Origin of the sequence: Novosphingobium anseongense, from assembly GCF_037482895.1 — a bacterium.
GTDB lineage: Bacteria > Pseudomonadota > Alphaproteobacteria > Sphingomonadales > Sphingomonadaceae > Novosphingobium > Novosphingobium anseongense.
Genome location: NZ_JBBHJZ010000005.1, coordinates 185982 through 207262, shown reverse-complemented (window position 1 = coordinate 207262; position 21281 = coordinate 185982). Strand labels below are relative to the sequence as shown.

Below are 21281 nucleotides of genomic sequence, written 5' to 3'. Positions count from 1 at the left end.
GGGAGCGGTTTACCGGCTCCCGCCGCTCTTCTCGCCCAGCAGCGTCTGGCGCCAGAACAGCAGGCCGGTCCAGAACTGGTAGTCGGCGTTCTCCTTCTTGGCGAAGCCGTGGCCTTCGTTCTGGCCGAGCAGGTGCCAGGCAGGCCGTCCCTTGGCGCGGACGGCCTTGACGATCTGGTCCGCCTCCGAAGCCGGCACGCGCGGATCGTTGCCGCCGGTCACGACCATCAGCGGGATCGTGAGCTTGTCGACGCTGGTGAGCGGGGAGATCGCCGCCAGCTTGGCGCGCTGGGCGGGATCGCGCTCGTCGCCGTATTCGACGCGGCGCAGATCGCGGCGATAGCTCTGCGTGTTCTCCAGGAAGGTCACGAAGTCGGAAATCGCGACCACGCAGTTCGCGCCCTTGAGCCGCGCCCCGTAGCGGATGGCCGAGGCATAGCACATGTAGCCGCCGTAAGAACCGCCGGTCACCGCCATGCGCGCCGGATCGATCGTGGGCGCCTTGCTCAGGCTATCCAGGAAGGCGCCGATGTCCTGCACCGAATCCTCGCGCTTGAACGGTCCGTTGTCGAGACTGACGAAGCGCTTGCCGAAGCCCGTCGAGCCGCGCACGTTCGGGTAGAAAACGGCGATGCCGAGTTCGTTGACCAGATAGTTGTTGCGGCCGAGGAAGCCAGGGCGCGACTGGCCTTCGGGGCCGCCGTGGATGTTGACGATAAGCGGGCGCTTGCCAGGGAACTTCTTCGCGTCGGGACTGTAAAGAAAGCCCGAAACGCGTTCGCCATCGAAGCTCCTCACTTCGACCAGACGCGGTTCGACGTTGACCTGGGGATCGAGGCCGCCGGTCTCGCTCTGGGTCCAGCGGGTGACCGCGAGGCTGGCGGGGTCGACAGAATAGGCGTCCGACGGCGACCGCGACGAGCTGAAGCTGAAACCCACCGTGCCCCAGGGCGCGATCTTCATGTTGCCGAGAGTGCCGAGCGGTAGGCCCGGCACGTCGCGCACCGCCGCGCTGCCGCGGCCGGCCTTGGGGTCGAGCAGACGCAGCTTGCTCGCGCCGGCCTCGTTCACCGAATAGGCGATGAAGCTGCCGTCCTTGGCGATCTCGAAGGTTTCCACATCCCAGCGCTGCTCGGGATTGCGGGCGGTGAAGGCGCCGCCGGGCAAGTCGACGGTGCCGAGGCGCTGGAAGTCCGAGCCCTCGTCGCTCGTGACCCACAGCGTGCCGTCGGGGGCGAACTTGGCTTCGCCATAGGCGATCGTGCGCGTGTGATCGCCGATCGGCGTCAGCTTGCCGCTGGCGAGATCGAGCAGGTGGAGGTTGGACTTTGTGATAGACACATATTCCACCACGACCGCACGCTTCCCGTCCGGCGCAAAATCGGCGATCTGCCAGCCGCCGCCTTTGACCTGCGCGACCATGCGGCTCGACCTGGGATTGCGCGGATCAGCGACATAGAGGTCGCTGTCGGTGCCGTTGCGACGGGTTGAGCTGTAACCGATCTGCTTGCCGTCGTGGCTCCAGGCGCCGAAGGCGTTGCGGCTCTTGCCGTCGGTCAGCAGCGTGAGCCGGCCTTCTTTGAGCGTGTAGAGCTGGAAGAACTCGTCGCCGCCCTTGTCCTTGACCACGAGCAGGGCGTCGCCGGTGGGGGACCATGATCCGCCCACGGGTTCCGCCTCGAAGCTGACCTGGGTGCGGGCACCCATCGGCTGCTTGACCACGTGGAGCTGCGCGGTGTTGGCGAAGCGCGTGCTGATCAGCATTGCGCGGTCGGTGGCGTTCCAGCCGGCGAAACCGGCGGTGCGGAACTCCATGTAGGGCCGCGTCTCGTCGACCACCGCATCGGGTACCGGTGGCGCGCCATCGACGACCAGCGCCGCGGGGCGTTCGGCGTCGGCGAAGGCGGCGGTGCTTGAGAGGAGCAGGGCGGCGAGAAGGGGCAAGCGCATCGGTGTCGATCTCCGGGCAAGGGCTTTGCCCGGCATCCTACATTCGAACGCGCCGGACGCCAGCGGCGACCAGCGTGCAACCGCAATCCCTCGCCGGCAAGAAAAAGCCCCGCCGAAGCGGGGCCAGGTTCAAGATAATCGGTTCGGTCGACCTACTCCGAGATCAGCGGCCGAAGTTCACCCGCAGGCGAACGCCATACATACGCGGCGGAGCCAGCAGCCAGTCGTAGACGCCCAGCGAGTCGAAACCGCCCCCGGCCGTCGAGAAGTAGGTCTTGTTCGTCAGGTTGGTGACGAAACCCGTCAGGTCGATGTTCGAGCCGGCGATGTTCTTCCAGCCGAGGTTGGCATTGACGATGTTCGTCGCGGCGATGCTCAGGTTGCCGTCGACGAGCTGGCTCGAGGTGTAGACGTAGTTCGCGCCGATCGACAGGCGACCTAGGTCGTCGTTCAGCGGCAGGTTGTATTCGGCCGCAAGCGTGAGGCGGTGCTTGGGCGAATAGGTCAGCGGGCTGCCCACCGCGCCGCGCGGCAGGACGCGTTCGAACGGGCTCTGCGGGGCCAGCACCGGCGGGACCAGTTCCTTGATCTTGGTGTCGAGGTAGGTGTAGCCGAGCGTCAGGTTGAGCGCGTCGAAGAGGGTCACGCCCGCGTCGACCTCGGCGCCCTTGATCGTGGACTTGCCGGCATTGATGATCGCCGCGCCGCCGGCGATGCCGCTGCCCTGCTTGGCGACGAGACCGCCGAAGATCTGCTGGTTGCTGAAGTCGTTGTAGAAGCCGGCGAGGTTGAAATAGCCGTTCACCGTACCGCGGAAGGTCAGCTTCGCGCCGAGTTCGTAGGAATCCACCTTTTCCGGATTCCAGGTCTCAAGCCCCGGGTTGGTGAAGTTGACGCCGCCCTGACGATAGCCGCGCGCCCACTTCGCATAGAACAGCGTGTCGGGCGTAGGCTTGAAATCGAGGTCGATCAGCCAGGTCGGCTTGCTCGACTTGTTGACGATCGTCGTGCCGCAGGCCGCGGTGTTGCCGCCGTTCGTCAGCAGGTTGACCGTGGGGTGATTGAAATTGTCGTTGCACGAACGCGCCACCGGAATCGTGCCGGAGCCGGGAATGGTCGCGAAGGTGTAGCGGTTGCTTTCCGAATAGCCGACGATCTTGTCGAAGGTGTAGCGGAAGCCGCCGGTCAGCGCGAGCTGGTCGGTGAACTTGTAGGTCGCCTGGGCGAAGATGCCGTGGTTGTCGAAGGCCAGCTTGGTGCGCGATTCCGAAATGACCGCGCCCGGTGCGGTGAAGGTAGCCGACAGCGGCACCAGCGGCAGGCCGCCCGCGCAGTTCAAGGTGCCGGGATCGACGCAATTGCCGTAAATGCCCGTACGCTGCTGGTTGAAGCCGAGCGGACGGCTGAATTCCAGATAGCCGCCGAGCACGAAGTTGAACTTGCCGTCGGCCGAATTGCCTTGGATTTGCAGTTCCTCGGTCGCCGTCGATTCGGCCGAGGCGTGGAAGCCCGGCTGGGTGGCGAGACGGATGTACTGGAACGGATTGCCGATGAGCTGCGGGAACTGCGCGCGCGTGATCGGCGTGTCGGGGAAGCGGAAGTTGTCGCTGTAGAGCGAGAAGGCGGCGTCCTCGCGGAATTCGCCGTAGCTCATGATGTTCTTAACTGTGAGCGTGTCGCTGGCGCGCCAGGTCGTGGTGTTGATCACCTGCCACTGCTCGAGCAGGATGCGCGGATTGGCGTTGTTGACGTCGACGTCGAACAGGCTGTCGCCGCGCGCGGCTTGGCGATCGATCTGCGCGCAACCGGCCTGGGCGGTCAGATAACGGATGAAGGTCGTCGCGCTGGGCACGAAGTTGCGGTCGCAGGCCGTATAGCGCGTGGCATAGCCGTTGGTATCCGAGCGGCTGTAGGTGCCGATGAAGTAGTTCTCGAGGTCTGGCGTCAGATCGGCGACGATGCTGAGGCGGCCATAGACATAGTCGGTGTCGTTGTAGTTGTCGGGGCCGATGCCCGACTTGTTGTTCATGTAGCCATCGCGCTTGTTGCGGTCGAGCGAGAGGCGGACCTTGAAGGTATCGGCCAGCGGGATGTTGAGCGCCGCCTGGACGCGCTTCTGGTCAAAGTTGCCGTAAGTGCCCTCGACGTAGCCCTCGAGGCGATCGGTCGGCTTCTGCGGAACGAGCAGAACCGCGCCGCCGGTCGTGTTGCGGCCGAACAGCGTGCCCTGAGGTCCCTTCAGCACCTGCACGTTCTGCAGGTCGGTGAACGAGCCGGCGCCAACGGTGTTGCCCGAAGTGGTGCCGCCCTGCGCGCGCACGCCGACGACGTCGGCGAAGTAGACGCCGACGGTTGGCGCGGTCGACTGGTCCTGATTGAAGCCGCGCAACGAGAAGGCTGCCTTTTCCGCGCCGTAGCGGGCGTTGACCGAGAGTGACGGGGTATAGGTCGCCAGGTCGGAGGCGACGGCGATGTTGCGATTGGAGATCTGTTCGGCGTTGTAGACCGTGATCGAGATCGGAACGTCCTGGAGGCGTTCCTCGGTGCGGCGGGCGGTCACGACGATGTCCGTCCCGCTCGCCTCTGCCGAGGCGCTCTGTGCATATGCGGGCGCAGCCGCGAGAATAGCGCCCGAGGCTGCCCCAGCCAGAAGCGCAAACCTGCCGATAAACATCGTGTCCCCCCTTTGGATTGATTGCCTTAGTGGCATTGCATAAGGCGTGGCTAACGCATCCGGGAAATGGATACAATTGGCTCGCAGAGCCGGATTTCACGTATTTTGTGGAGAGTTGCCCGATAGCATCACTCTCGCCTGGGAAGGCGCAATGTCGCGCGAAACACGAAAGGGTGGATGAGCCTCGAGAGGGGGTCTCGGCCATCGCCGCGAGGCTCAAGGGTGCGTGCGGGTGAGGCCGATCAACCAGTCCGAAAAGGCATGCATCGCGTCGGACATGGGGCGCGAGGACAGCCGGGTCAGCCAATAGCTGCCGCGATCGACCGCGAGATCGAAGGGATTAACCAGCAGCCCGCTCTCGCGCTCGCGCCCGAACATCGCCAGCGGCAGCAGCGCGACGCCCATGCCGCGGATCGCCGCCGTGGCCATCAGGTGCGAAGCGTCGAAGACCGGCCCGTTGGCGACCGTGCCTTTGACCTGGGCCTGCTCGAACCAAGCGGCCCAGTCCTGCAGGCGGTAGGACCTCAGCAGGGTGAATCGTGCGAGGTCGCCGGGATGGCGGATTTGGTCGGCCAGGCGCGGGCTGCACATCGGCGTCATCGGAGCGGGCATCAGCCGTTCGGTGGCAACGCCATGCCAGGATCCGTCGCCGAAGCGGATCGCCAGATCCAGGCTCTCGGTCCAGAGGTCTACCGCATTGTTGTTGGTCAGCAGACGGACCTCGATGCCGGGATGGGCGGCCTGGAAATCGGGGAGGCGCTCGATCAGGAAGCTGACCGCGAAAGTGCCGACCGCACCCACCGTCAGAATTTCTCGGACGCCCTGTCCGGCGACGACGGCAAGCGCCGCGCTCATTCGGCCGAGCGCGTCGGAGACGACGGGAGCGAGCACGACGCCTTCGTCGCTCAGCACCAGGCCGCGCGTCGTCCGGCGAAACAGCGCCTTGCCGATATGGGTCTCGAGCATCCTCACCTGCTGGCTGACCGCGGCCTGGGTGACGCAGAGCTCGTCGGCCGCGCGGGTGAAGTTGAGGTGCCGCGCCGCGGCTTCGAAGGCGCGCAGGGTGTTGAGCGAAAGCGCGCGGATATCCATGCTTGTTCCTAGTTTTTCTGGGGGCGGACCGCAGAAACCATCATTTGCCCGAAGCGTCAAACCCACGGAGATTGCTCGCGATATCTTGACCATAGGGAGAAAATTCGATGATCGATCGACGTAGCGCGCTGGTCGGCGCGGCGGCTGCTCTGGTGGCCGGGTGTGGCCAAGCGGCATCGCCCGCCATCGGCAAAGCTGGGGGCAACTTTGCTCGCGAGGTGGCGACGCTGAAGCGGATCGAGCAGACCGCGCGCGGGCGGCTCGGGGCTTTCGTGCTCGATCCGGCCAGTGGCAGCAGCTTCGGCTGGCGCGCGCACGAGCGCTTTGCCCATTGCAGCTCGTTTAAGCTCTCGCTGGCCGCCATGCTGCTCGGCCGAGCCGACAAGGGCGAGGTCGATCTCGACGAGATCCTGCATTGGTCCAAGGCCGACATGCTCTCGACCAGCCCGGTGACGTCCCTGCATATCGCCGACGGACTTCCCGTGGGCGAGCTGGCGCGAGCCACTCTGGTGACCAGCGATAATACCGCGGCGAACGTCCTGCTGCGGCGCTTCGGCGGGCCCGAGGCGGTGACGCGCTTCTGGCGTTCGACGGGTGACACGGTCAGCCGGCTCGATCGCTACGAGCCCGAGCTCAACCTCACGCCGCCTGGTGCCGAACTCGACACGACCACGCCCGCGGCGATGGCTGCAACTCTGGCCAAGCTCGTGCTCGGCGAAGTTCTGGCACCCGGGAGCCGCAACACCTTGCGCGAATGGATGATCGCCGTGGCAACGGGGCGCGATCGCATCCGTGCCGGATTTCCAGTCGATTGGGTCTCGGGCGACAAGACGGGGACGGGCATCAACGAAGCCCGGCACACTTACGTCGATCTCGCCTTCGGCGGGCCGGCTGGCGCTTCGCCGGTCATCGTCACTGCTTATTTCGAGCCCGAGCGGCTGGCCGAGCCGATGGACCCGGCCTCGACCGGTGCCCTGGCCGAAGTCGGACGCCTCGCCGCAGGCTTTGTCGGACGTCGCGGCGGATAGGATGGAGCGGGCGCGATCGTCGCGCGGGCGCATGGCTTCGGCCGTGATCCGATGTTACAGGCGCCGCCCGCGATTCACTGAGGAGCTCCTGACATGCCGGCGACGATCGAACCCACTGCAAGCTTCAAGGACAATCTCGCGCAGCTGCCGTCGATCGAAGGCATCGCGCGGATCCATCTCGTCGACGAGGCGGGCGCGGTTGTCGCCAGCATCGAGAACCAGGCGGGCAAGCAGGGCTCGCTGGCGGTCTACCGGTATCTGAAGGAGCACTTCGCCAGCCTCGATGCCCAGGCGGCCGATCACGGTCTGGCGGTGTTCGCCGAACATACCGCCGATGCGCGCAACCGTCCGGGCGCACATCCGAACGTCGATCGCCTGATCGCCGTCGTCGAGGGCGCGGCGCCGCTGAGCATCGAACTCGTCGCGGCTGACAGCTAAGGACCGCTAGGCGACGGCCTGTCGGCTATCGGACGAGTCATCGCGCAGGCGCTTCCGGAACAGCCGGCGTATAAGCCGATCCTCAAGGATCCGCCCGACGACGTAAAGCACGGCGAAAAGTGCTGCGAAGACATAGGCCGAGATCGGCGAGGGCCCTTCGTCCTTGTCCTTCGTCTTGTCGTCCTTCTTCGGCTTTTCCGGCGCAGGGGCGCCGAGGAACTTGTCTACCGGGTTGAGCTCGCGGATCACGTCCTTCTTTTCGGGCTTCTTCGCTGCCGTCTCCGCCGCCGGCTTGTCTATTTTGCCGACCGCGATCGTCAGTCCGGCGAAGGCGAGGAACAGCAGCGGCGCCAGGAAGCAGAACAGCAGCGCCCGGCTGGTCAGGCGATAGTGCAGCATGCCGCCGGCTTTGCCCTGCTCGATCCACAGGACGCCGCTATCGAAGATCGACATCTTGTCCTGCGCCGCCTGGTCCTTCTTGTCGAAGGTCAGCGCGTCACCCGTCCGATCGCGGCTTGTGCCGCTTTCGTGGAATAGCGGATCCAGTCGGTCGAAGGCATCTTCGCGCGATTGTTCAGGGGGCAGTTCGACACTGCCCCGGATGGTCCAGATCCAGTCGATGAGGCGTCCGTTCACGGAAGGTCCTTGAGCGTGGGCAGCGAACCGGGCGGTCGAAGCGGCGTCCGTTACTCGGCCGGCCATTCCGCGGCGATCGGCCCAGGCATCGCCTGTCCATAGCGATCGCGACCGAACTTCTCCTTCAACGACTTCCAGCCTTCGGTGAAGGGAAAGGTCATCGTCTCGCGGATCGACATCTTGCGGCCGCCTTCCATGCCCAGCAGCTCGGCCTCACCGTCGACGCAGGTGCCGAACATGCGGTCGATGATGATCCAGGTGCTCGAGTAATTGCTGCGGCTGGCCTCGTAGTCCTGCGAGTGGTGGACGCTGTGGTGCTCGGTCGTGTTGAACAGGAATCGCCACCAGCGCGGCGTGTTGAAGCGTACGTTGATGTGTTGATAGGTGCTGACCGCCATGCCGAAGGTGCCGGCGAGCAGCGCAGCGCGCGGCAGGAAGTCGAAGAAACCGCCGATGCCGAGCCCGATCAGGAACAGCTCGATCGGATTGCCGACTGCGCCTTTGTTGATGTTGAGCTGGGTGATGTAATGGTGCGGCGCATGAGTCAGCCACAACGGGTGCCAGTTGTGCATGCCGCGGTGCATCCAGTATTGCCCGAAATCGAAGATGACCGAGATCAGCACGGCCTGGACGAGCAGCGGCAGGGTGGTGAACCAGGCCAGCTTTTCCCAGTCGAACGCGTTCTGAATGCCCTCGATCATCACGCCGTCGCCGATATAGCCCTCTATCAGGCGCAGGATTGTATAGCCGAGCCCGACATAGAACAGATCGATGGCGGCTTCCTTCCAGGTCAGCTGCCAGCTCTTGAAGCGCGGATTGACCCATTCGAGCGCGAGCAGCAGGACCTTGAGGCCGATGCCGATGCCGATCGCGGTGGAGGCCTTGGCAATCGAATTCGGCGCATAGTACCAGAAGGCGACAAGCGCGAAGAGCACCGCGGGCTGGAACCAGGTGAAGACGAACTGCTTGACCGGTCCGCCTTCCACGCGCGGGATGTTTTCCCAGCCGACCGTCACCGGCGACTGTGCGCCGATGATTCTGTTTCCGACGCGAACCCCGTTCATATGCCTTGCCTCGTACCGCTTACCCCCGTGTTCTGCGGCCCATCAGGCGCGACAATCGACCAGGGTGATGCCCGCTCGCGCGGACTTTATCTCGAGCGAGCATCGTAAGAGTGCACTCATCACGCCAGACCTCAATAGGATATATGGGGCATAGATGTGTTCTATGTCCTCGCGATCTGCGCTGTGACGTTAACTATGTTGTCTCTAGGCTTGCATGTCTGAAAGGTTCACTTTCTGCGGTTGAGCGGCACCCCATCGCGCTGTGCCGGCCCGCCCCGCGCGTTTCGCTGGCGCCGAGCTGCTGATTGCATTAATCATCAGCGCTTACGGGGATTCGCTAACGGAACGGGGATGGCGAAATGGGGGCAACCAAGAACTTCGGATCGATCAAGCTGCGCAACAGCGCCTTGGGATCGGTCGCATTGGGAATGCTGGTGGTCGGCGCAGGTGCCGTGCCTATCGAATGGACCGTCGCCCAGCCTTCGCGTCAGGTTGCAACCGCCTTGGTCGCGACGCCCGAGGTTCGGCGGCCCGCTGCTTCTCCGGTCAAATGGGCCAAGCGCGCCGCGCCGTCGAAGCTGACGGCGGCGTCTGAGCGCGAGTTCGCAGCACTTCCGGCCGAAACTGCCGTTGCGGTGGCGCCGGCTGCGCCCGTCTTGGCGGTTGGACCGGTCGCCATGCTGCCGACGTCCGTGCCCGCCGTGTCAAGTGTCGAGGCAGTTGCCCTGGTTGCGCCGTCGCCGATCGCCGCGCCGGTGGCCGCGACGCCAAGGGCAGACACACTTGCGCTGGTCGTGCCGTCGCCGATCGCGGTGCCGGTGGCTGTGACGCCGCGTGCCGAGATGGCTGCGCTGGTCGCGCAACTGCCGATCGCGGCGCCGACGCCGGCTGCGCCGAGCGTCGAGATGGCTGCGCTGGTTGCGCAACTGCCGATCGCAGCGCCGGCTAACGCGACTCCGCGTGCCGAGACGGTCGCTCTGGTCGCGCCGATTGCAGAGCCGATCGCGGAGCCCACGATGCAGACGGTCTCGCCGGCAATGCCGGTCGAAGAGGCTGGGCAGGCGCTGGTTTCGGTTTCCAATGCAAAACCGGTGGCGCCGGTGGCCGCCATGCGGCCGGCCATGTCCGACCTCATCCACGTAGACCAGATCTCGGCGCTCGCGCCGATGGCACCGTCTTCTGCCGCTGGCTTTGCCGTGGCGACGCCTTTCTCGGCTACGCCCAGCGGCATTTCGGAAGCCATCTACATCGAGCAGATCTCGGCGGTTCCGCCGGCTCGGTTTGCGCCTCAGGCCGTCCGCGCAGCGAGCCAGGCCGCCAAGCCTGCTGTGCTGGCACCGGTTACGGTGACGAAGCTCGCGAAGGCCTCGACGCCGTCGCCCTCGGCGAGCGGTGAGCGCTACAAGGTGACCGCCCGTGGGCTCGAGATGAACATGGCGGTCGTGGTCAACGGCACGCCTGGTGGCCGAGTGTCGCTGGTCATCGACTCGAACAACGCGATCTCGATGCGGCTCTCCGACGTGCTCGGTCTCGTTCGCCCGCTGATGGACGACGCGACTTTCGCGCGGCTCAACGCGACCGGTGCGGCGCAAGACTATCTGAGCTTCGCCACGCTGCGCAGCGCTGGGCTCGATCTGCGCTATGACGCTGGTCTCGATCGCCTGTTCCTGGCTGTCGCCGCTCACGACTGATCATTTACGCTTGGGGCGTTTGCTCTATCGAGCGATCGCCCAGCCTTGCCCACTATGCAGGGGCGGGCGATCGCGAATTCGCGCGTGATTGCCCCGATCTAGGTTGGCATCAAGCGATGCCTTTCTGTCCGCTTCAAGCTTGCTGGCTAGGTTTATGCCTCGTTCGGTATGCGGGCATGGCTCGGCAGCGCTTTCGTTGACGTAAACTTTTAATGTCCGGCGATGACCTGGTGGTCATGGCGAATTCGCGGACGGTCGAATATTCGCTTTCGATCTGCCGGAAGAGCGACGCGATCGGGCCGGTCGCCGATCTGGTCTGGCTCTGCGCCGGCCTGCCGATCACTCAGACGTCGATGTGAGCCGGGAGCGGATTTCGGACGAACGCGTCGCCCGGATCCGGCTCCATGTTGCAAGACTTGCGCAGCGTCGTTGCAGACGCCAAGCAGCCGCAATGCACATTGCTCTCTTCGAGCCCGAAATCGCCGGGAACGTCGGCGCGGTTCTGCGCCTGGGTGCCTGCCTGGGTGTGGACGTGGACCTCATCGAGCCGCTGGGCTTCGTCTGGGACGACCGCCGCGTCCGTCGCGCGGCCATGGACTACATCGATCATGTTAAGGTGACCCGGCACGCCGATTTCGGCGTGTTTCAGGCCGCGATGGGATCGCAAAGGCTGGTGCTGTTCACCACCAAGAGCGAGAGTTCGATCTACGATTTCCATTTCGCTCCCGACGACGTCCTCCTTTTCGGCAAGGAAAGTGCAGGCGTGCCCATCGAGGTGGCCGGAGCCTGTGAGGCCCGGGTGCGGATACCGATGCGGCCGCAGGTGCGGTCGATGAACCTCGCCTCGTCGGCGGCGCTCGCGCTGGGCGAGGCCCTGCGTCAGACCGGAACCTTGCCCGGTGGTCTGCGCGCATGACAGGCCCGACCAAGGCCGATCGTCCCGCGCAGTCGCGGCGGAACCGGACCTTCGACGCGACGCATCAGGCCTTGATAGAGGCCTCGGTCGCGCTGATTTCCGAAAAGGGCGTCGAATCGCTTTCCGTGGCCGGGTTGGCGCGTGCCGTGGGCATGAACCGCGCCACGGTCTACTACCACTTCGCCAGCCGCGAAGCGCTGCTCGAGGCCGTGAGCACATGGTCGTCGGAGCAATTGACGAGGGGCTTCGCCAGTTCGGAAAGCCAGCAGGAGCGGATCGACTTCGTCGCACGCTTCGTGCTCGAGAACCCCGATCTGATCAAGCTGTGGATCGAACAGTTCATCGCGCCCGGCGATATCCGCACCCGCTATCCCAAATGGGACGAATTCATCGCCGCCAGCCGGCAGCACGGACCTGGACCAAGCGGCGAAGGTGATGTCGGCGATATCGACGTCGAGGTCTACTGCACCTTCCTGCTCGCCGGGGCGATCATCGGCCCGCGCGTGTTCCAGAGCAGCGTCCGGCCCGATCTCAGCGAAGACGAGGTGATCGAACGCTTCCGCGTCGAACAGCAGCGCATGCTACGCCGCGACGGGCTTTTGCGGAAATAGAAAACTTCCAACACATGTGTTGGAAGTTTTGGACGGGTGAGGTACGAAGGTGGCAGCGATCGCAACGAAAGGATTCGCGCGTGAAGCCTGCCGTCACTCCCTTTCAGCGCATTCCCGACGATGAGCTGTCCTGGCTGGGCACCGATCCGGTACCGGCCAAGCCCTATTACGACCCCGCCTATTTCGAACTCGAACGGCGCGCGGTCTTCCTCAAGAGCTGGATTCATGTCGGCCATGTCTGCGAACTCGCCGAGCCGGGCAGCTTCGTACGCCGCGATCTCGAATTCGCACGCGCCTCTCTGCTGATCGTCCGCGGCCGTGACGGACAGGTGCGGGCCTTCCACAACGTCTGCCCGCATCGCGGAACCCGGCTGGTGGACGAGGCGGCGGGGCGGCAGGCGAAATTCAGCTGCCCTTACCACATGTGGACCTTCGGCACCGACGGCGCGCTGCTATCCGCGCCCGATTTCGAAGCGTTCCGGCTCGACAAGAAGGACTGCGCGCTGCGCGAGGTCGCGCTGCAGGAATGTGGCGGCATGCTGTTCGTGAACTTCGATCCCGACGCCGCTCCGCTGCGGGCGTGGCTCGGCAGCTATGCCGAGCGGCTCGAACAGATGCCCGTCGCCCAGGCGACGACCTTCGCCGAATATACCTACGAGATCGCCGCCAACTGGAAGCTGACCTACGACAACTTCCAGGAGAATTATCACCTGCGCTTCATCCATCCGCGCTCGGGCGGCGCGGGTATCGGCGGCGACAACCAGTTCGGCTATCCCGCCAGCATGGGCTTCGAAGGGCCGCATCGCACGCAGCGCATCTGGGCGAACCCCGAGCCCGATCTCAAGCCGTTCCAGCGTGCCGCCACGATGCGCGGCATTCCGGCGCTGGCCGAGCAGGGTTTGCTCGATCTGCCCTATGGGCGCGACTACCTCGCGTTCTTTCCCAACCTCTTCGTCATCGGCACGCCGACGCAGCCCTTCTCGCATACGGTCTATCCGATCTCGGCGGATCGCTCGCGCGGGGTCGTGCGGGTCTATTGGGTGGGCGAGGATCGCGATGCGAGCCAGCGCTTCGCGCGCGAATATTCGCTTGCGCAGATCCGCGACATCCATTGCGAAGACATCGCTATGATCGAGCGCGGGCAGAGCGGCCTGTCGAGCGGCGCGCTCGATCACATCCATTTCCAGAGCATGGAGGCTCTATGCCGCCACCTGTTCAACGAGGTTGATCGAAGGGTTCAGGAGCAGGCCTGCGAAACGGGGGAAGTGGCGTGACCATCGCGGTTCTTCCCGAAGGCTTCGCGGCGCTCGAGGGCTTCGTCGACCGGTGGGCGCTCGACGGTACCGCCGAGCGCGCCGCGCGTCGCAGCCTGTCCACGGCTGAGGAGCGAGCCACCTTCTTCGGCGCTGCCAGCCCGCTGCTCGATGCCGCGCTCGAGCATCTGGACACGCATGCGCTAGGGGCGTTTTCGCCTGCCGAGCAGCGGCTGATGAACCTGATGCTCTCGCTCGCGCACGTTGCCCTGGCCGTCGAGATCCAGGGGCCCGACGAAACGAAGTCCGCGCCATGGCGCGATCGCATGCGGATCACCCGTTCGACCGCCGACCGAGGAGTGCAGACATGTTCGAACTGACCGGAAAGACCGTCTTCATCACCGGCGGCGGCGGTGGGATCGGCGCGGGCATGGCGCAGGCCTTCGCCGAGCGCGGCGCCCGGATCGTCCTCGCGGATATCGAACGCGATTTCGCCGAACAGGAATCCGCCAGGCTGCCGGCTTCGGCCGAGGCGCGCGCGATCACGCTCGATGTCCGCGATCTCGCCAGCTGGCGGGCGGCGAGCGAGGCGGTCGGCGCGATCGATGTGCTGTGCAACAACGCCGGCATCTCCACCGGCTTCAAGCCACTCGTCGAGCTCTCGCCCGAGACGTTCGAGCGGTTGATGGCGATCAACGTGACCGGAGTCTTCAATGGCATCAAGACCTTCGCGCCGCAGATGATCGCGCGCGGCAGCGGCCATATCGTCAACACCTCGTCGATGAACGGCCTGAGCCCTTTCGCCAGCTTCGCGGCCTATTCGGCGAGCAAGTTCGCCGTGCTCGGGCTGTCCGACGCGGTGCGCGACGAGCTTGCCCCGGCCGGCGTAGGCGTATCGACCTTGTTTCCCGGCCTGACTCGCAGCCGCATGTCCGAGGCCGATGCGAACGGCCTGACGCGCGCGAACATGATGGATCCGATCTGGCTGGGCCGTGCCGTGGTCCGCGCGGTCGAGAACGACGAGCCCTATGTCGTCACGCACCCCGAGTACCGCGATGCGCTGGCGGATCGCCAGTCCCGCATTCTCGCGGCCTTCGGCGAGCCGGCGCAGCCCGGATACCGCACCGGCCCCAGCGCCACGCGCTGAGCCTCAGCTCGCGTTCGACCAAGTCGCCAGAACGATCTCGCGTTCGACCCGATCCTCGCTCGCGAGTGTCAGGGTCCAGTTGCCCTTGACGATCGCGCGGTCGACGAAGAGCGAGCGGAACATCTGCGAGGCCTCGGCCGTGCCGGCCCGGTTGATCGCGACGACGGTGCCTTTGTCGTCGATCAGCGTTGCCGACACGGTGTTCGCCGCCATGAAGGTCAGGCCGAAGTTTCGCGCGTCTTCGACCGGCAGTGGCACCTGAGTCGTCTGACCCGGTGCGAGCCTCACGATCTTGGAGAAATCCGGCCCGGTCGTTTCCTTCGGGTCCTCCACCCCGAGCACCATCAGACGTCGCGGCGCAGGGCCGGGTATGCCCGGCCATGGTGTCAGCGCGGACAGCTTTCCGTTCGACCTCGCGGCCTTCGGTCCGATCGCGAGGCGCGGCTTCACGAAGGACGAGAACGGCGCCGTGCCCGTCATGTCGGTGTGCAGCACCCGCTGCTGAACGTTATCGGCAATCGTCCAGATTGCCGACATCGGCGCGACCACGCCGTCGTTCATGCTGAAAATCCGGCAGACCGGGGGTACGATTGTTCCGGCCAGGACCGAGAACGGTACGCCCTTGCGTTCGGTGGTCACGGCGTTGAATTTTGCCACTGAGCTCGTCTGCAATTCTTGCAGCGCGGTCATCGATCGACCCGTGAGTTCGAGCGCAGCGCTCATCAGATCGGCGCAGGAACTGCCTTGATTGGGCGTGCCGAGCATGACGAGGTGCGCCACCTGCGGCTTGCCATCCGCGTAGGAGGGCATCTCCGCATGGATGTAGCGTCGGCTGATCAGTCCGCCCATCGAGTGGGCTACGATGTCGACGTGCCAGGCATTGCGATCCTTCTGGGCATATTCGACATAGCGGCCGAGTTGGTCGGCGTTCTGGACGATCGTATTGGTCGGACCCAAGGTGCCGGGCTCCTCGCCCGTGCTCATCCGGCCATGTTCGGGTTTCTCGCCGACGGGGAAGGCCTTCCAGTCGTAAGAATGGCTGGTGGTCAGGATGTTCTGCCAAGGCTCCCAGGTCCGCCAGTTCGACCAGAGCCCGTGCACGAGCACGACCGGCTTGGGCGCGACCTTGAGGTTGCGCGTCATGTCGTCGACCTTCTTGCCCGCATCTTCGAGTTCTGCCCTGATCCGCTGGACCAGGCGGGGGCGACCGTCGTCGAACCAGGCGTAGCCCGAGCTATCCCATTGGAAGGTCACCTCGCGCTGCTGGCCCGAGGGTACGAAGACCGAGACCTCCTCGATCGGAGCATCGGGCTTGGCAGCGTCCCACTTGTCGCCCTGGTAGGTCTCGCGGAACTTGACCGTCGCGGCGCGCTCATCGGGGCCATCGTTGGCGACGATCGCTTTGATCCGCACGATGTTGCCATCGATCGTGCCCGTCTGTTCGGTGATCTCTTGCCAAGCTTCCCAGGTCGGGAACCGCATGTCTTCGAACTTGACCTCGACCAGGCGCAACGCGGGTCCACAGCGGCGCAGGTTCCAGCTCAACGTTTCGGTCACGCCATAAGCGCTCTTCGAAAATGAACCTGTCAAGCGATTGGGATCGCCGGGGTTGAGCCGTTCTTCACCGTCGGTCGAGAAGCGTATGGCGTCGATCGTCGTCGGCAGGTCGGCGATGCTCTTGCTTGTCGCTTCCTTCGCCTTGCACTGGCCGCTGAAGCTCGCCGAATCCGATCCCGAGACGGTGCCGTTCACCTCGGGGAGCCGCACGCTGACGGTATAGGTGTCGGCGTCGGTCGTCACGTCGATCCCGGCCTCGAGCCCGCTGCCGCCTGCGCGGGTTTCGCTTTTAGAGACGAAATTGCCCGACATGCCCTGCGACACGCGTTGGTGCGGGCAGATGTCCCGATCGTTGGCGGCGACGGTCTCGGTCGAAACCGAGCTCGCGTTGATATTCGCCAGACCCGTACTGTATTCCGCGTCGGCCGCCGGGCGGACTGCAATCTGCGCGGTATAATTGGCCTTCAGTGACCAATCGGTCGTCTGGGTGCCCTTGCCCGAGAGGCGCGTCACGGTCTTGGAATCGCTGTTGGCCTGGTTGCGCGAATACTGGATCGTGCCCGCCCAGCCGCTCGTGCATTTGGCCGCATTGCCGCGCTGGGCCGCGACCGGTGCGGCGGCGCTCGACAACATCGCTCCGATGGCGAGCGCCGGCAAAGTGCGCAGGATGGTCATCCCTGTTCTCCTGTTGGTGTGAATGTCGGCCCGGCATCTGGTGGGGGTGTGGCACCGGTCGTCAGTAGATCTCGTTCCAGCCCTCGGAGCCGGCGAACTGGTTCGCGTAGCCCCAGCACAACAGGCCCGGCCGCTCGGCCGAGGCATTGCCCCTGGTGAGGCGATAGGTGAGGTGGCGGCAGCGGAAGCCGCTGATGGTCTCCTCGCGCACGATCGTGATCGAGCCATCCGCTTCCGCGCCCTTCCAGCGGTGGACGTGGCCGATCTCCGCCAGCCCGAGCGGATGACGCGATCCGTTGTAGGGCCGCGGAGTTCCGTCTCGCGGGAAGACCGGCCAGCCGTCATAGGCAAAGCCGCCCTCGCAACTCGTACAGCGCACCTTGCCGAAATCCTCGTAGGCCTGCTTGATCGCGGCGAAATTCTCGGGCTTGGCCAACTGGCTCGGGTACTTCGCCGCTGTGGGGGGCGGCGCGGGACGTGCCTTCGGAGCATCGGGTGTCGCCGCTCGTGAAGAATCTTCGGGCGGTGCATCGGCAGCGCCAGCAGCGCTCAGGACACCGTCGGCGAGGCGCCGGAACAGGCCCTGGGCCTGGAGCGGCGCGAAAGCGGTGGAGATCAACGCGGACGCTGTCATCGCAAGCATGAAAGGTCGCATGGGAAACTCCTGGAGCGGAGGTCCGCTGCTGTGCCATCGATGGCACCGTCGCCAGCAGCCGGCGACCAAGCCGGACGCCGAAGAGATGAGCCTTTCCCCGCGGCGAAATTCCCGTTTCATCGCGCCGAAGTCGGCCTTCGTCGCAGCAGTTCAGGCCGGCCGAGCGGTCATCCTGCTTGGTCGCAGGCGCCTGGAGAGCGCTGCTGACCCGTCATAGCTGGACCCTGTTCGCGGCAGTCCGCCGCCAGGAGATCCGTCATGGCCCGTTCCTTCTACCGTCATAGCCTCGGCGCGCTCGGCCTGTTCGGCGCGCTTGTCGGCGCTCAGGTGCATGCCTCCGCCGTTGCGCCGTCGCAGCCGCTCGAAGTGCTGCCTTCGGGTCATCCCGTCGTTGCGGTGAGCATCGACGGCTCGGCGCCACGCCGCTTCGTCATCGATACGGCGGCGAGCAACACCACGATCATGCCGAAGCTAAGGGCCGAAATGCCAGGTCTCGTCGCCAAGCCGTCCGACGATCTGCTCGACGGCGCTTCGGGCCGGATCGCCGTCGAGACCGCGGTGGTGCGCGAGCTTCAGGTCGCCGGTCACAGCTTCCGCTCGCCTGAGCTGATGCTGCTGCCGCCGGGGCCGACCGACCGGCTCGGCGTCGACGGCATTCTCGGCGCCGACATCATCGCCGACTTCGTGGTCGAGATGAATATGCCCGGCCGGACCTGGCGCATGGCCTCGAAGCTCGAGGCCGGCATGCTCGACGGCCTGCCGGCCTCGGTTCCCATCGTTCTCGACAGGCACCGGGCGCCGCGTCTGACCATCCGCATCAACGGTGTCGAGATGCCCGCCGTGCTCGATACCGGCGCGCGCGGGACCGTGGTCAACTGGGCGGCGGCCAAGGCGATCGGATTGAAGCCGGACAGCCCGGGCCTGGTGAAGGCATCGGACATCAAGGGCGCGACCAACCACGCAACGGCGAGCGTCGAGACACCCTTGAGCGCGCTGACGATCGGCGAGGCGAGGATCGAAGGCGGCAAGGCGCGCATCGCCGACCTGTCGGTGTTCAAGGAACTCGGCTTCGAACTCGACCAACCCGCGGTGATCCTGGGGATCGACACTTTCGCCGACCGACGCTTGATCATCGATCATCCCGGCCTGCGGCTGCACGTCTCGCCATCGCTCGCCTCGCCGACCCCGGCCTCGCAATCCTGATCCGAAAGCAAATACGACATGAATACGATCCTGATCCGCGGCACCGCGCTTGGCGCGCTCGCCGTCGCCGCCACGGCCGCCTGGGCTCAACAGACGCCGAGGCCCAAGGTCGAAGCCGACTACTGGCTTTCCGCCGAGACGGTCTCCGGCATGGCCACTGGTCAGCCCGCGGGTGTCGAGAAGAGCCTTATGCTCCAGCTCGGCTCGCAACGCCGCTCCGCCGCACCGAGCGCCGAGCACTTGCCGCCGCAGGCCCTGCGCGCGGGTGAACGCCTCCCGCTCGTTACCCCGAAGGAGGGCGTCCCCAAGGCGGATGGCCGGCCCGATTTCCGACCCGGTCCGCAACAACAGCCCAAGGGCCGTATCGAGCTCTACTGGGGTTGCGGCGAGACGGCACCGGCAGGGCAGCCGTTCGTCGTCGACCTGTCGACGATGCGGCCAGGCGCGGCGTCACCCTTCGGAGCAATCCCGCAGGTGCGAGCGATGGTGCCGCCCTCGACCGGCCGCCACGCGACCTATGGCGAGTGGCTGGGCGGACGCAAAGGCACACGCCTTCCGCGCGAGGCTTCGCTCGTCGGCGATCACCTCGTCCAGGGCAACTATTCGCCCGAGCTGCGCTTCGCCGTCGCTGCGGGGAGCGATTTTCTCGCGCCGCTGAACCCGCGCGATGCCAAGCTCGCATCGGGTGCGGTCAAGGTCTCCTGGCCGGCCCAGGCCCAGGCGCGCGGCTATATCCTGAGCGTCACCGGGGCCCGCGAAGACGGCACCGTCATCATGTGGACGTCGAGCGCGGTGCGCATGCCGGGCATGTCGCTGCCTGACTATATCGAGCAGGGCGACATCGCCCGCCTGGTCCAGCAGCGTATCCTGCTGGCGCCCGAGACGACCGAATGCGCGGTGCCGGCGGCGGTCGCCAAAGCGACGGAATCGGCGATGCTGATGATGACGGCCTATGGTTCGGAAGCCAATTACGGCGCGCCGCGCGAGGCACCCGTGGGCTGGACGGTCAAGTTGCGCACCAAAGCCACGCACATGGGTTTGCTCGGTGCCGACATGGCCGGTTTGATGGACGGCAGCGATGACGACGACACGCCAGGCGCTCAACCCAAAGAGCGGCGCGGCCTGCTCCGCGGGCTCGGCGGCGCGCTAGGCCTGCCGCGTTGAGAGGGCAGGCGATGAAGCATTCCATCCTAAGGCTTGCCATGTTGAGCCTTTTTGCGACCGCGCCGGTGGTGCCCGCGGCCGATGCCGCCACTGTCGACAGCCGTGCGCCTGGGAAGCTGATGCAGCGCTGGGCAGGCACGGCGCCCGATCCGGGGCCGGGACTGCCCGGCTGGTACTCGAAGCGACCCGACATTCACGTCCACCAGCCGCGCAATCTTGCGTCGATCCCGCTCGCCGAAATCGATCTGCTTCGCCGCCGCGCGATGGTCGCCTTCGAGGCGCTGATGCGCCAGCCGTCGCTTCGCGATGTGCGTGGCGCGAGCCTGCAGGCTGACGTCAACATCGCAGTGGTGCCGACGCTCGACGGGGTGCGGCTGGTCGGAGCGATCCTCAGCATCAATGCGAAGAGCGTGATCGAGGGCAAGCCAGGCACGATCGAGCGCGAGGGCCGCTATCTGACGCCGTCGGAGGAGGGCGCGGTGCTGAACGTCCACCTGAATCCCTACGACATCATGGCGCGCCGCCAGGTTCAGGCCGAAGGGGTTGAGCGCGGTGGGTTTCAGGTTCGCACGGGCGCGGCCTACGGCATCTACGTGGCCGACCGGCTGCCCGACTATGATCCGAACGCTGAATATGCCTGGGTACCGCGCCCGCTTGCGCTCGAACTGCAGCACGATCGAAGCTGGTATCAGCCGGTGGCAGCAGGCGAGCATCCGCTACTGGTCCACGTGTCCAGCCATTCGCACGAGAACGAGGACCTTCGCAGCGATCGACTGAGCCCCGATCGCCCCCTCGCGCGTCTCGCGGCGGCGATGTTCATGGTCGACTGGAACGATGTTCGGCGGCGCATGAAGGCCGTCACGTGATCCCTTTCTTTCCTTTCCCATATCAGGAGCTTACGATGATCCACGCGTTTCGCGCTGCCGTCTGCGCCGCGGCGCTGCTCGCTTCTGCCGATGCCGCTCAAGCCCAGGGTTTCCTGAGGGACCTGGTCGAGGGCAAGGTGAGCGAGGCCTTGCGGAGCGGCGGCGGCGATCGCCGGCAGGCGCGTTCGGCCGGCGAAGCCCGGGCGACGCCCGCGCCCGCTACGACCAGGCCCAAGGCCGCGGCGGCCGCGACGTCCAAGCCGATCCGGTTCATCGGCGACATGCGCGCGCCGGCCGAAGTGGAGGCGCAGAAGGCGGCCTACAACAAGTTCGGCGAGGCTTCCTGCAACGATTGCGAGGGCGGGATCGCGCTCGATGGCACTCCCAAGTTTTCTTACGACCAGTTCAGCGGGCAATATGGGGAGCGGGCCAAACGCGCGGGCAGCTGGCCCGTCGGCCACGTGCATCGGTGGCAGGGCAAGGCCTCGGCGGGTACGCTGACCGTGACGTCTGAAGAGCGGGTCGACGGCTTCCGCTGTCGGCGGCTCGAGTACAAGTTGGTCAAAGGATCGTCCTCGGCCAGCCGTGCCAGCCTCATCTGCTGGGGCATGGCAAGCAGCGAGTCGAGCGTGGAGAACTGGCACGAAGTCTATTGAGCGCC

Annotated in this window: 20 protein-coding genes; 13 read left to right on the top strand and 7 right to left on the bottom strand. The window is 65.7% G+C overall.

What is annotated here, in order from left to right:
• Window positions 1–9: 9 nt before the first annotated feature.
• The 3 genes from WG901_RS20600 to WG901_RS20590 form a co-directional block, all read right to left on the bottom strand.
• Entirely contained in the window at window positions 10–1950 is a 1941-nt protein-coding gene (locus WG901_RS20600) for a S9 family peptidase (RefSeq protein WP_339589005.1), read from the bottom strand.
• Window positions 1951–2113: 163 nt separating this feature from the next.
• The gene (locus tag WG901_RS20595; protein WP_339589004.1) at window positions 2114–4510 is read right to left on the bottom strand and encodes a TonB-dependent receptor; all 2397 of its coding nucleotides are present in this window, start codon (window positions 4508–4510) and stop codon (window positions 2114–2116) included.
• Window positions 4511–4840: 330 nt separating this feature from the next.
• Window positions 4841–5716, bottom strand: coding sequence for a LysR family transcriptional regulator (locus WG901_RS20590; protein WP_339589003.1), 876 nt, complete (start codon window positions 5714–5716; stop codon window positions 4841–4843).
• Window positions 5717–5823: 107 nt separating this feature from the next.
• On the opposite strand from WG901_RS20590, the gene bla reads away from it, so the two are divergent.
• Both bla and WG901_RS20580 read left to right on the top strand, forming a co-directional pair.
• Window positions 5824–6744, top strand: a complete 921-nt coding sequence (gene bla, locus WG901_RS20585) for a class A beta-lactamase (protein ID WP_339589002.1) — start codon at window positions 5824–5826, stop codon at window positions 6742–6744.
• Between the two features lie 93 nt (window positions 6745–6837).
• Complete coding sequence (locus WG901_RS20580; protein WP_339589001.1) at window positions 6838–7182, top strand: DUF2322 family protein; 345 nt, start codon at window positions 6838–6840, stop codon at window positions 7180–7182.
• A gap of 6 nt (window positions 7183–7188) precedes the next feature.
• Here WG901_RS20580 and WG901_RS20575 read toward each other — a convergent pair whose 3' ends face one another.
• Entirely contained in the window at window positions 7189–7818 is a 630-nt protein-coding gene (locus tag WG901_RS20575; RefSeq protein ID WP_339589000.1) for a hypothetical protein, read from the bottom strand.
• 50 nt (window positions 7819–7868) lie between these two features.
• Complete coding sequence (locus WG901_RS20570) at window positions 7869–8882, bottom strand: sterol desaturase family protein (protein ID WP_339588999.1); 1014 nt, start codon at window positions 8880–8882, stop codon at window positions 7869–7871.
• A gap of 359 nt (window positions 8883–9241) precedes the next feature.
• On the opposite strand from WG901_RS20570, the gene WG901_RS20565 reads away from it, so the two are divergent.
• The 7 genes from WG901_RS20565 (at window position 9242) to WG901_RS20535 (ending at window position 14500) form a co-directional block, all read left to right on the top strand.
• The gene (locus tag WG901_RS20565; protein WP_339588998.1) at window positions 9242–10573 is read left to right on the top strand and encodes a hypothetical protein; all 1332 of its coding nucleotides are present in this window, start codon (window positions 9242–9244) and stop codon (window positions 10571–10573) included.
• Between the two features lie 212 nt (window positions 10574–10785).
• A complete protein-coding gene (locus WG901_RS20560; RefSeq protein ID WP_339588997.1) occupies window positions 10786–10932 on the top strand; it encodes a hypothetical protein in 147 nt (48 codons plus the stop codon).
• A 92-nt stretch (window positions 10933–11024) separates the two neighbouring features.
• Entirely contained in the window at window positions 11025–11489 is a 465-nt protein-coding gene (locus WG901_RS20555; RefSeq protein WP_339588996.1) for a tRNA (cytidine(34)-2'-O)-methyltransferase, read from the top strand.
• Window positions 11486–12100 (top strand): TetR/AcrR family transcriptional regulator, encoded by a 615-nt coding sequence (locus tag WG901_RS20550; protein WP_339588995.1) that lies wholly within the window; start codon window positions 11486–11488, stop codon window positions 12098–12100. The genes WG901_RS20555 and WG901_RS20550 overlap by 4 nt, the downstream gene beginning before the upstream one ends.
• A gap of 80 nt (window positions 12101–12180) precedes the next feature.
• Window positions 12181–13374: an aromatic ring-hydroxylating oxygenase subunit alpha gene (locus WG901_RS20545; RefSeq protein ID WP_339588994.1), complete on the top strand. Its 1194-nt coding sequence runs from the start codon at window positions 12181–12183 to the stop codon at window positions 13372–13374.
• Window positions 13371–13733, top strand: a complete 363-nt coding sequence (locus WG901_RS20540; protein WP_339588993.1) for a hypothetical protein — start codon at window positions 13371–13373, stop codon at window positions 13731–13733. The genes WG901_RS20545 and WG901_RS20540 overlap by 4 nt, the downstream gene beginning before the upstream one ends.
• Window positions 13721–14500, top strand: coding sequence for an SDR family NAD(P)-dependent oxidoreductase (locus WG901_RS20535; RefSeq protein WP_339588992.1), 780 nt, complete (start codon window positions 13721–13723; stop codon window positions 14498–14500). The genes WG901_RS20540 and WG901_RS20535 overlap by 13 nt, the downstream gene beginning before the upstream one ends.
• Window positions 14501–14503: 3 nt before the next feature.
• Here the strand turns inward: WG901_RS20535 and WG901_RS20530 are convergent, their stop codons facing one another.
• Together WG901_RS20530 and WG901_RS20525 are read right to left on the bottom strand one after the other, a co-directional pair.
• Entirely contained in the window at window positions 14504–16732 is a 2229-nt protein-coding gene (locus tag WG901_RS20530) for an esterase/lipase family protein (protein ID WP_339588991.1), read from the bottom strand.
• A gap of 61 nt (window positions 16733–16793) precedes the next feature.
• Entirely contained in the window at window positions 16794–17351 is a 558-nt protein-coding gene (locus WG901_RS20525; RefSeq protein WP_339588990.1) for a hypothetical protein, read from the bottom strand.
• A gap of 294 nt (window positions 17352–17645) precedes the next feature.
• Between WG901_RS20525 and WG901_RS20520 the strand changes: the two genes are divergently transcribed.
• From WG901_RS20520 to WG901_RS20505, 4 genes are read left to right on the top strand one after another with little or no spacing between them, the layout of a single operon-like run.
• The gene (locus WG901_RS20520) at window positions 17646–18590 is read left to right on the top strand and encodes an aspartyl protease family protein (RefSeq protein ID WP_339588989.1); all 945 of its coding nucleotides are present in this window, start codon (window positions 17646–17648) and stop codon (window positions 18588–18590) included.
• Between the two features lie 18 nt (window positions 18591–18608).
• Window positions 18609–19754 (top strand): hypothetical protein, encoded by a 1146-nt coding sequence (locus WG901_RS20515; RefSeq protein WP_339588988.1) that lies wholly within the window; start codon window positions 18609–18611, stop codon window positions 19752–19754.
• Window positions 19755–19765: 11 nt separating this feature from the next.
• Entirely contained in the window at window positions 19766–20620 is an 855-nt protein-coding gene (locus tag WG901_RS20510) for a hypothetical protein (protein WP_339588987.1), read from the top strand.
• A 35-nt stretch (window positions 20621–20655) separates the two neighbouring features.
• Window positions 20656–21276, top strand: coding sequence for a hypothetical protein (locus WG901_RS20505; protein WP_339588986.1), 621 nt, complete (start codon window positions 20656–20658; stop codon window positions 21274–21276).
• Window positions 21277–21281 lie beyond the last annotated feature (5 nt).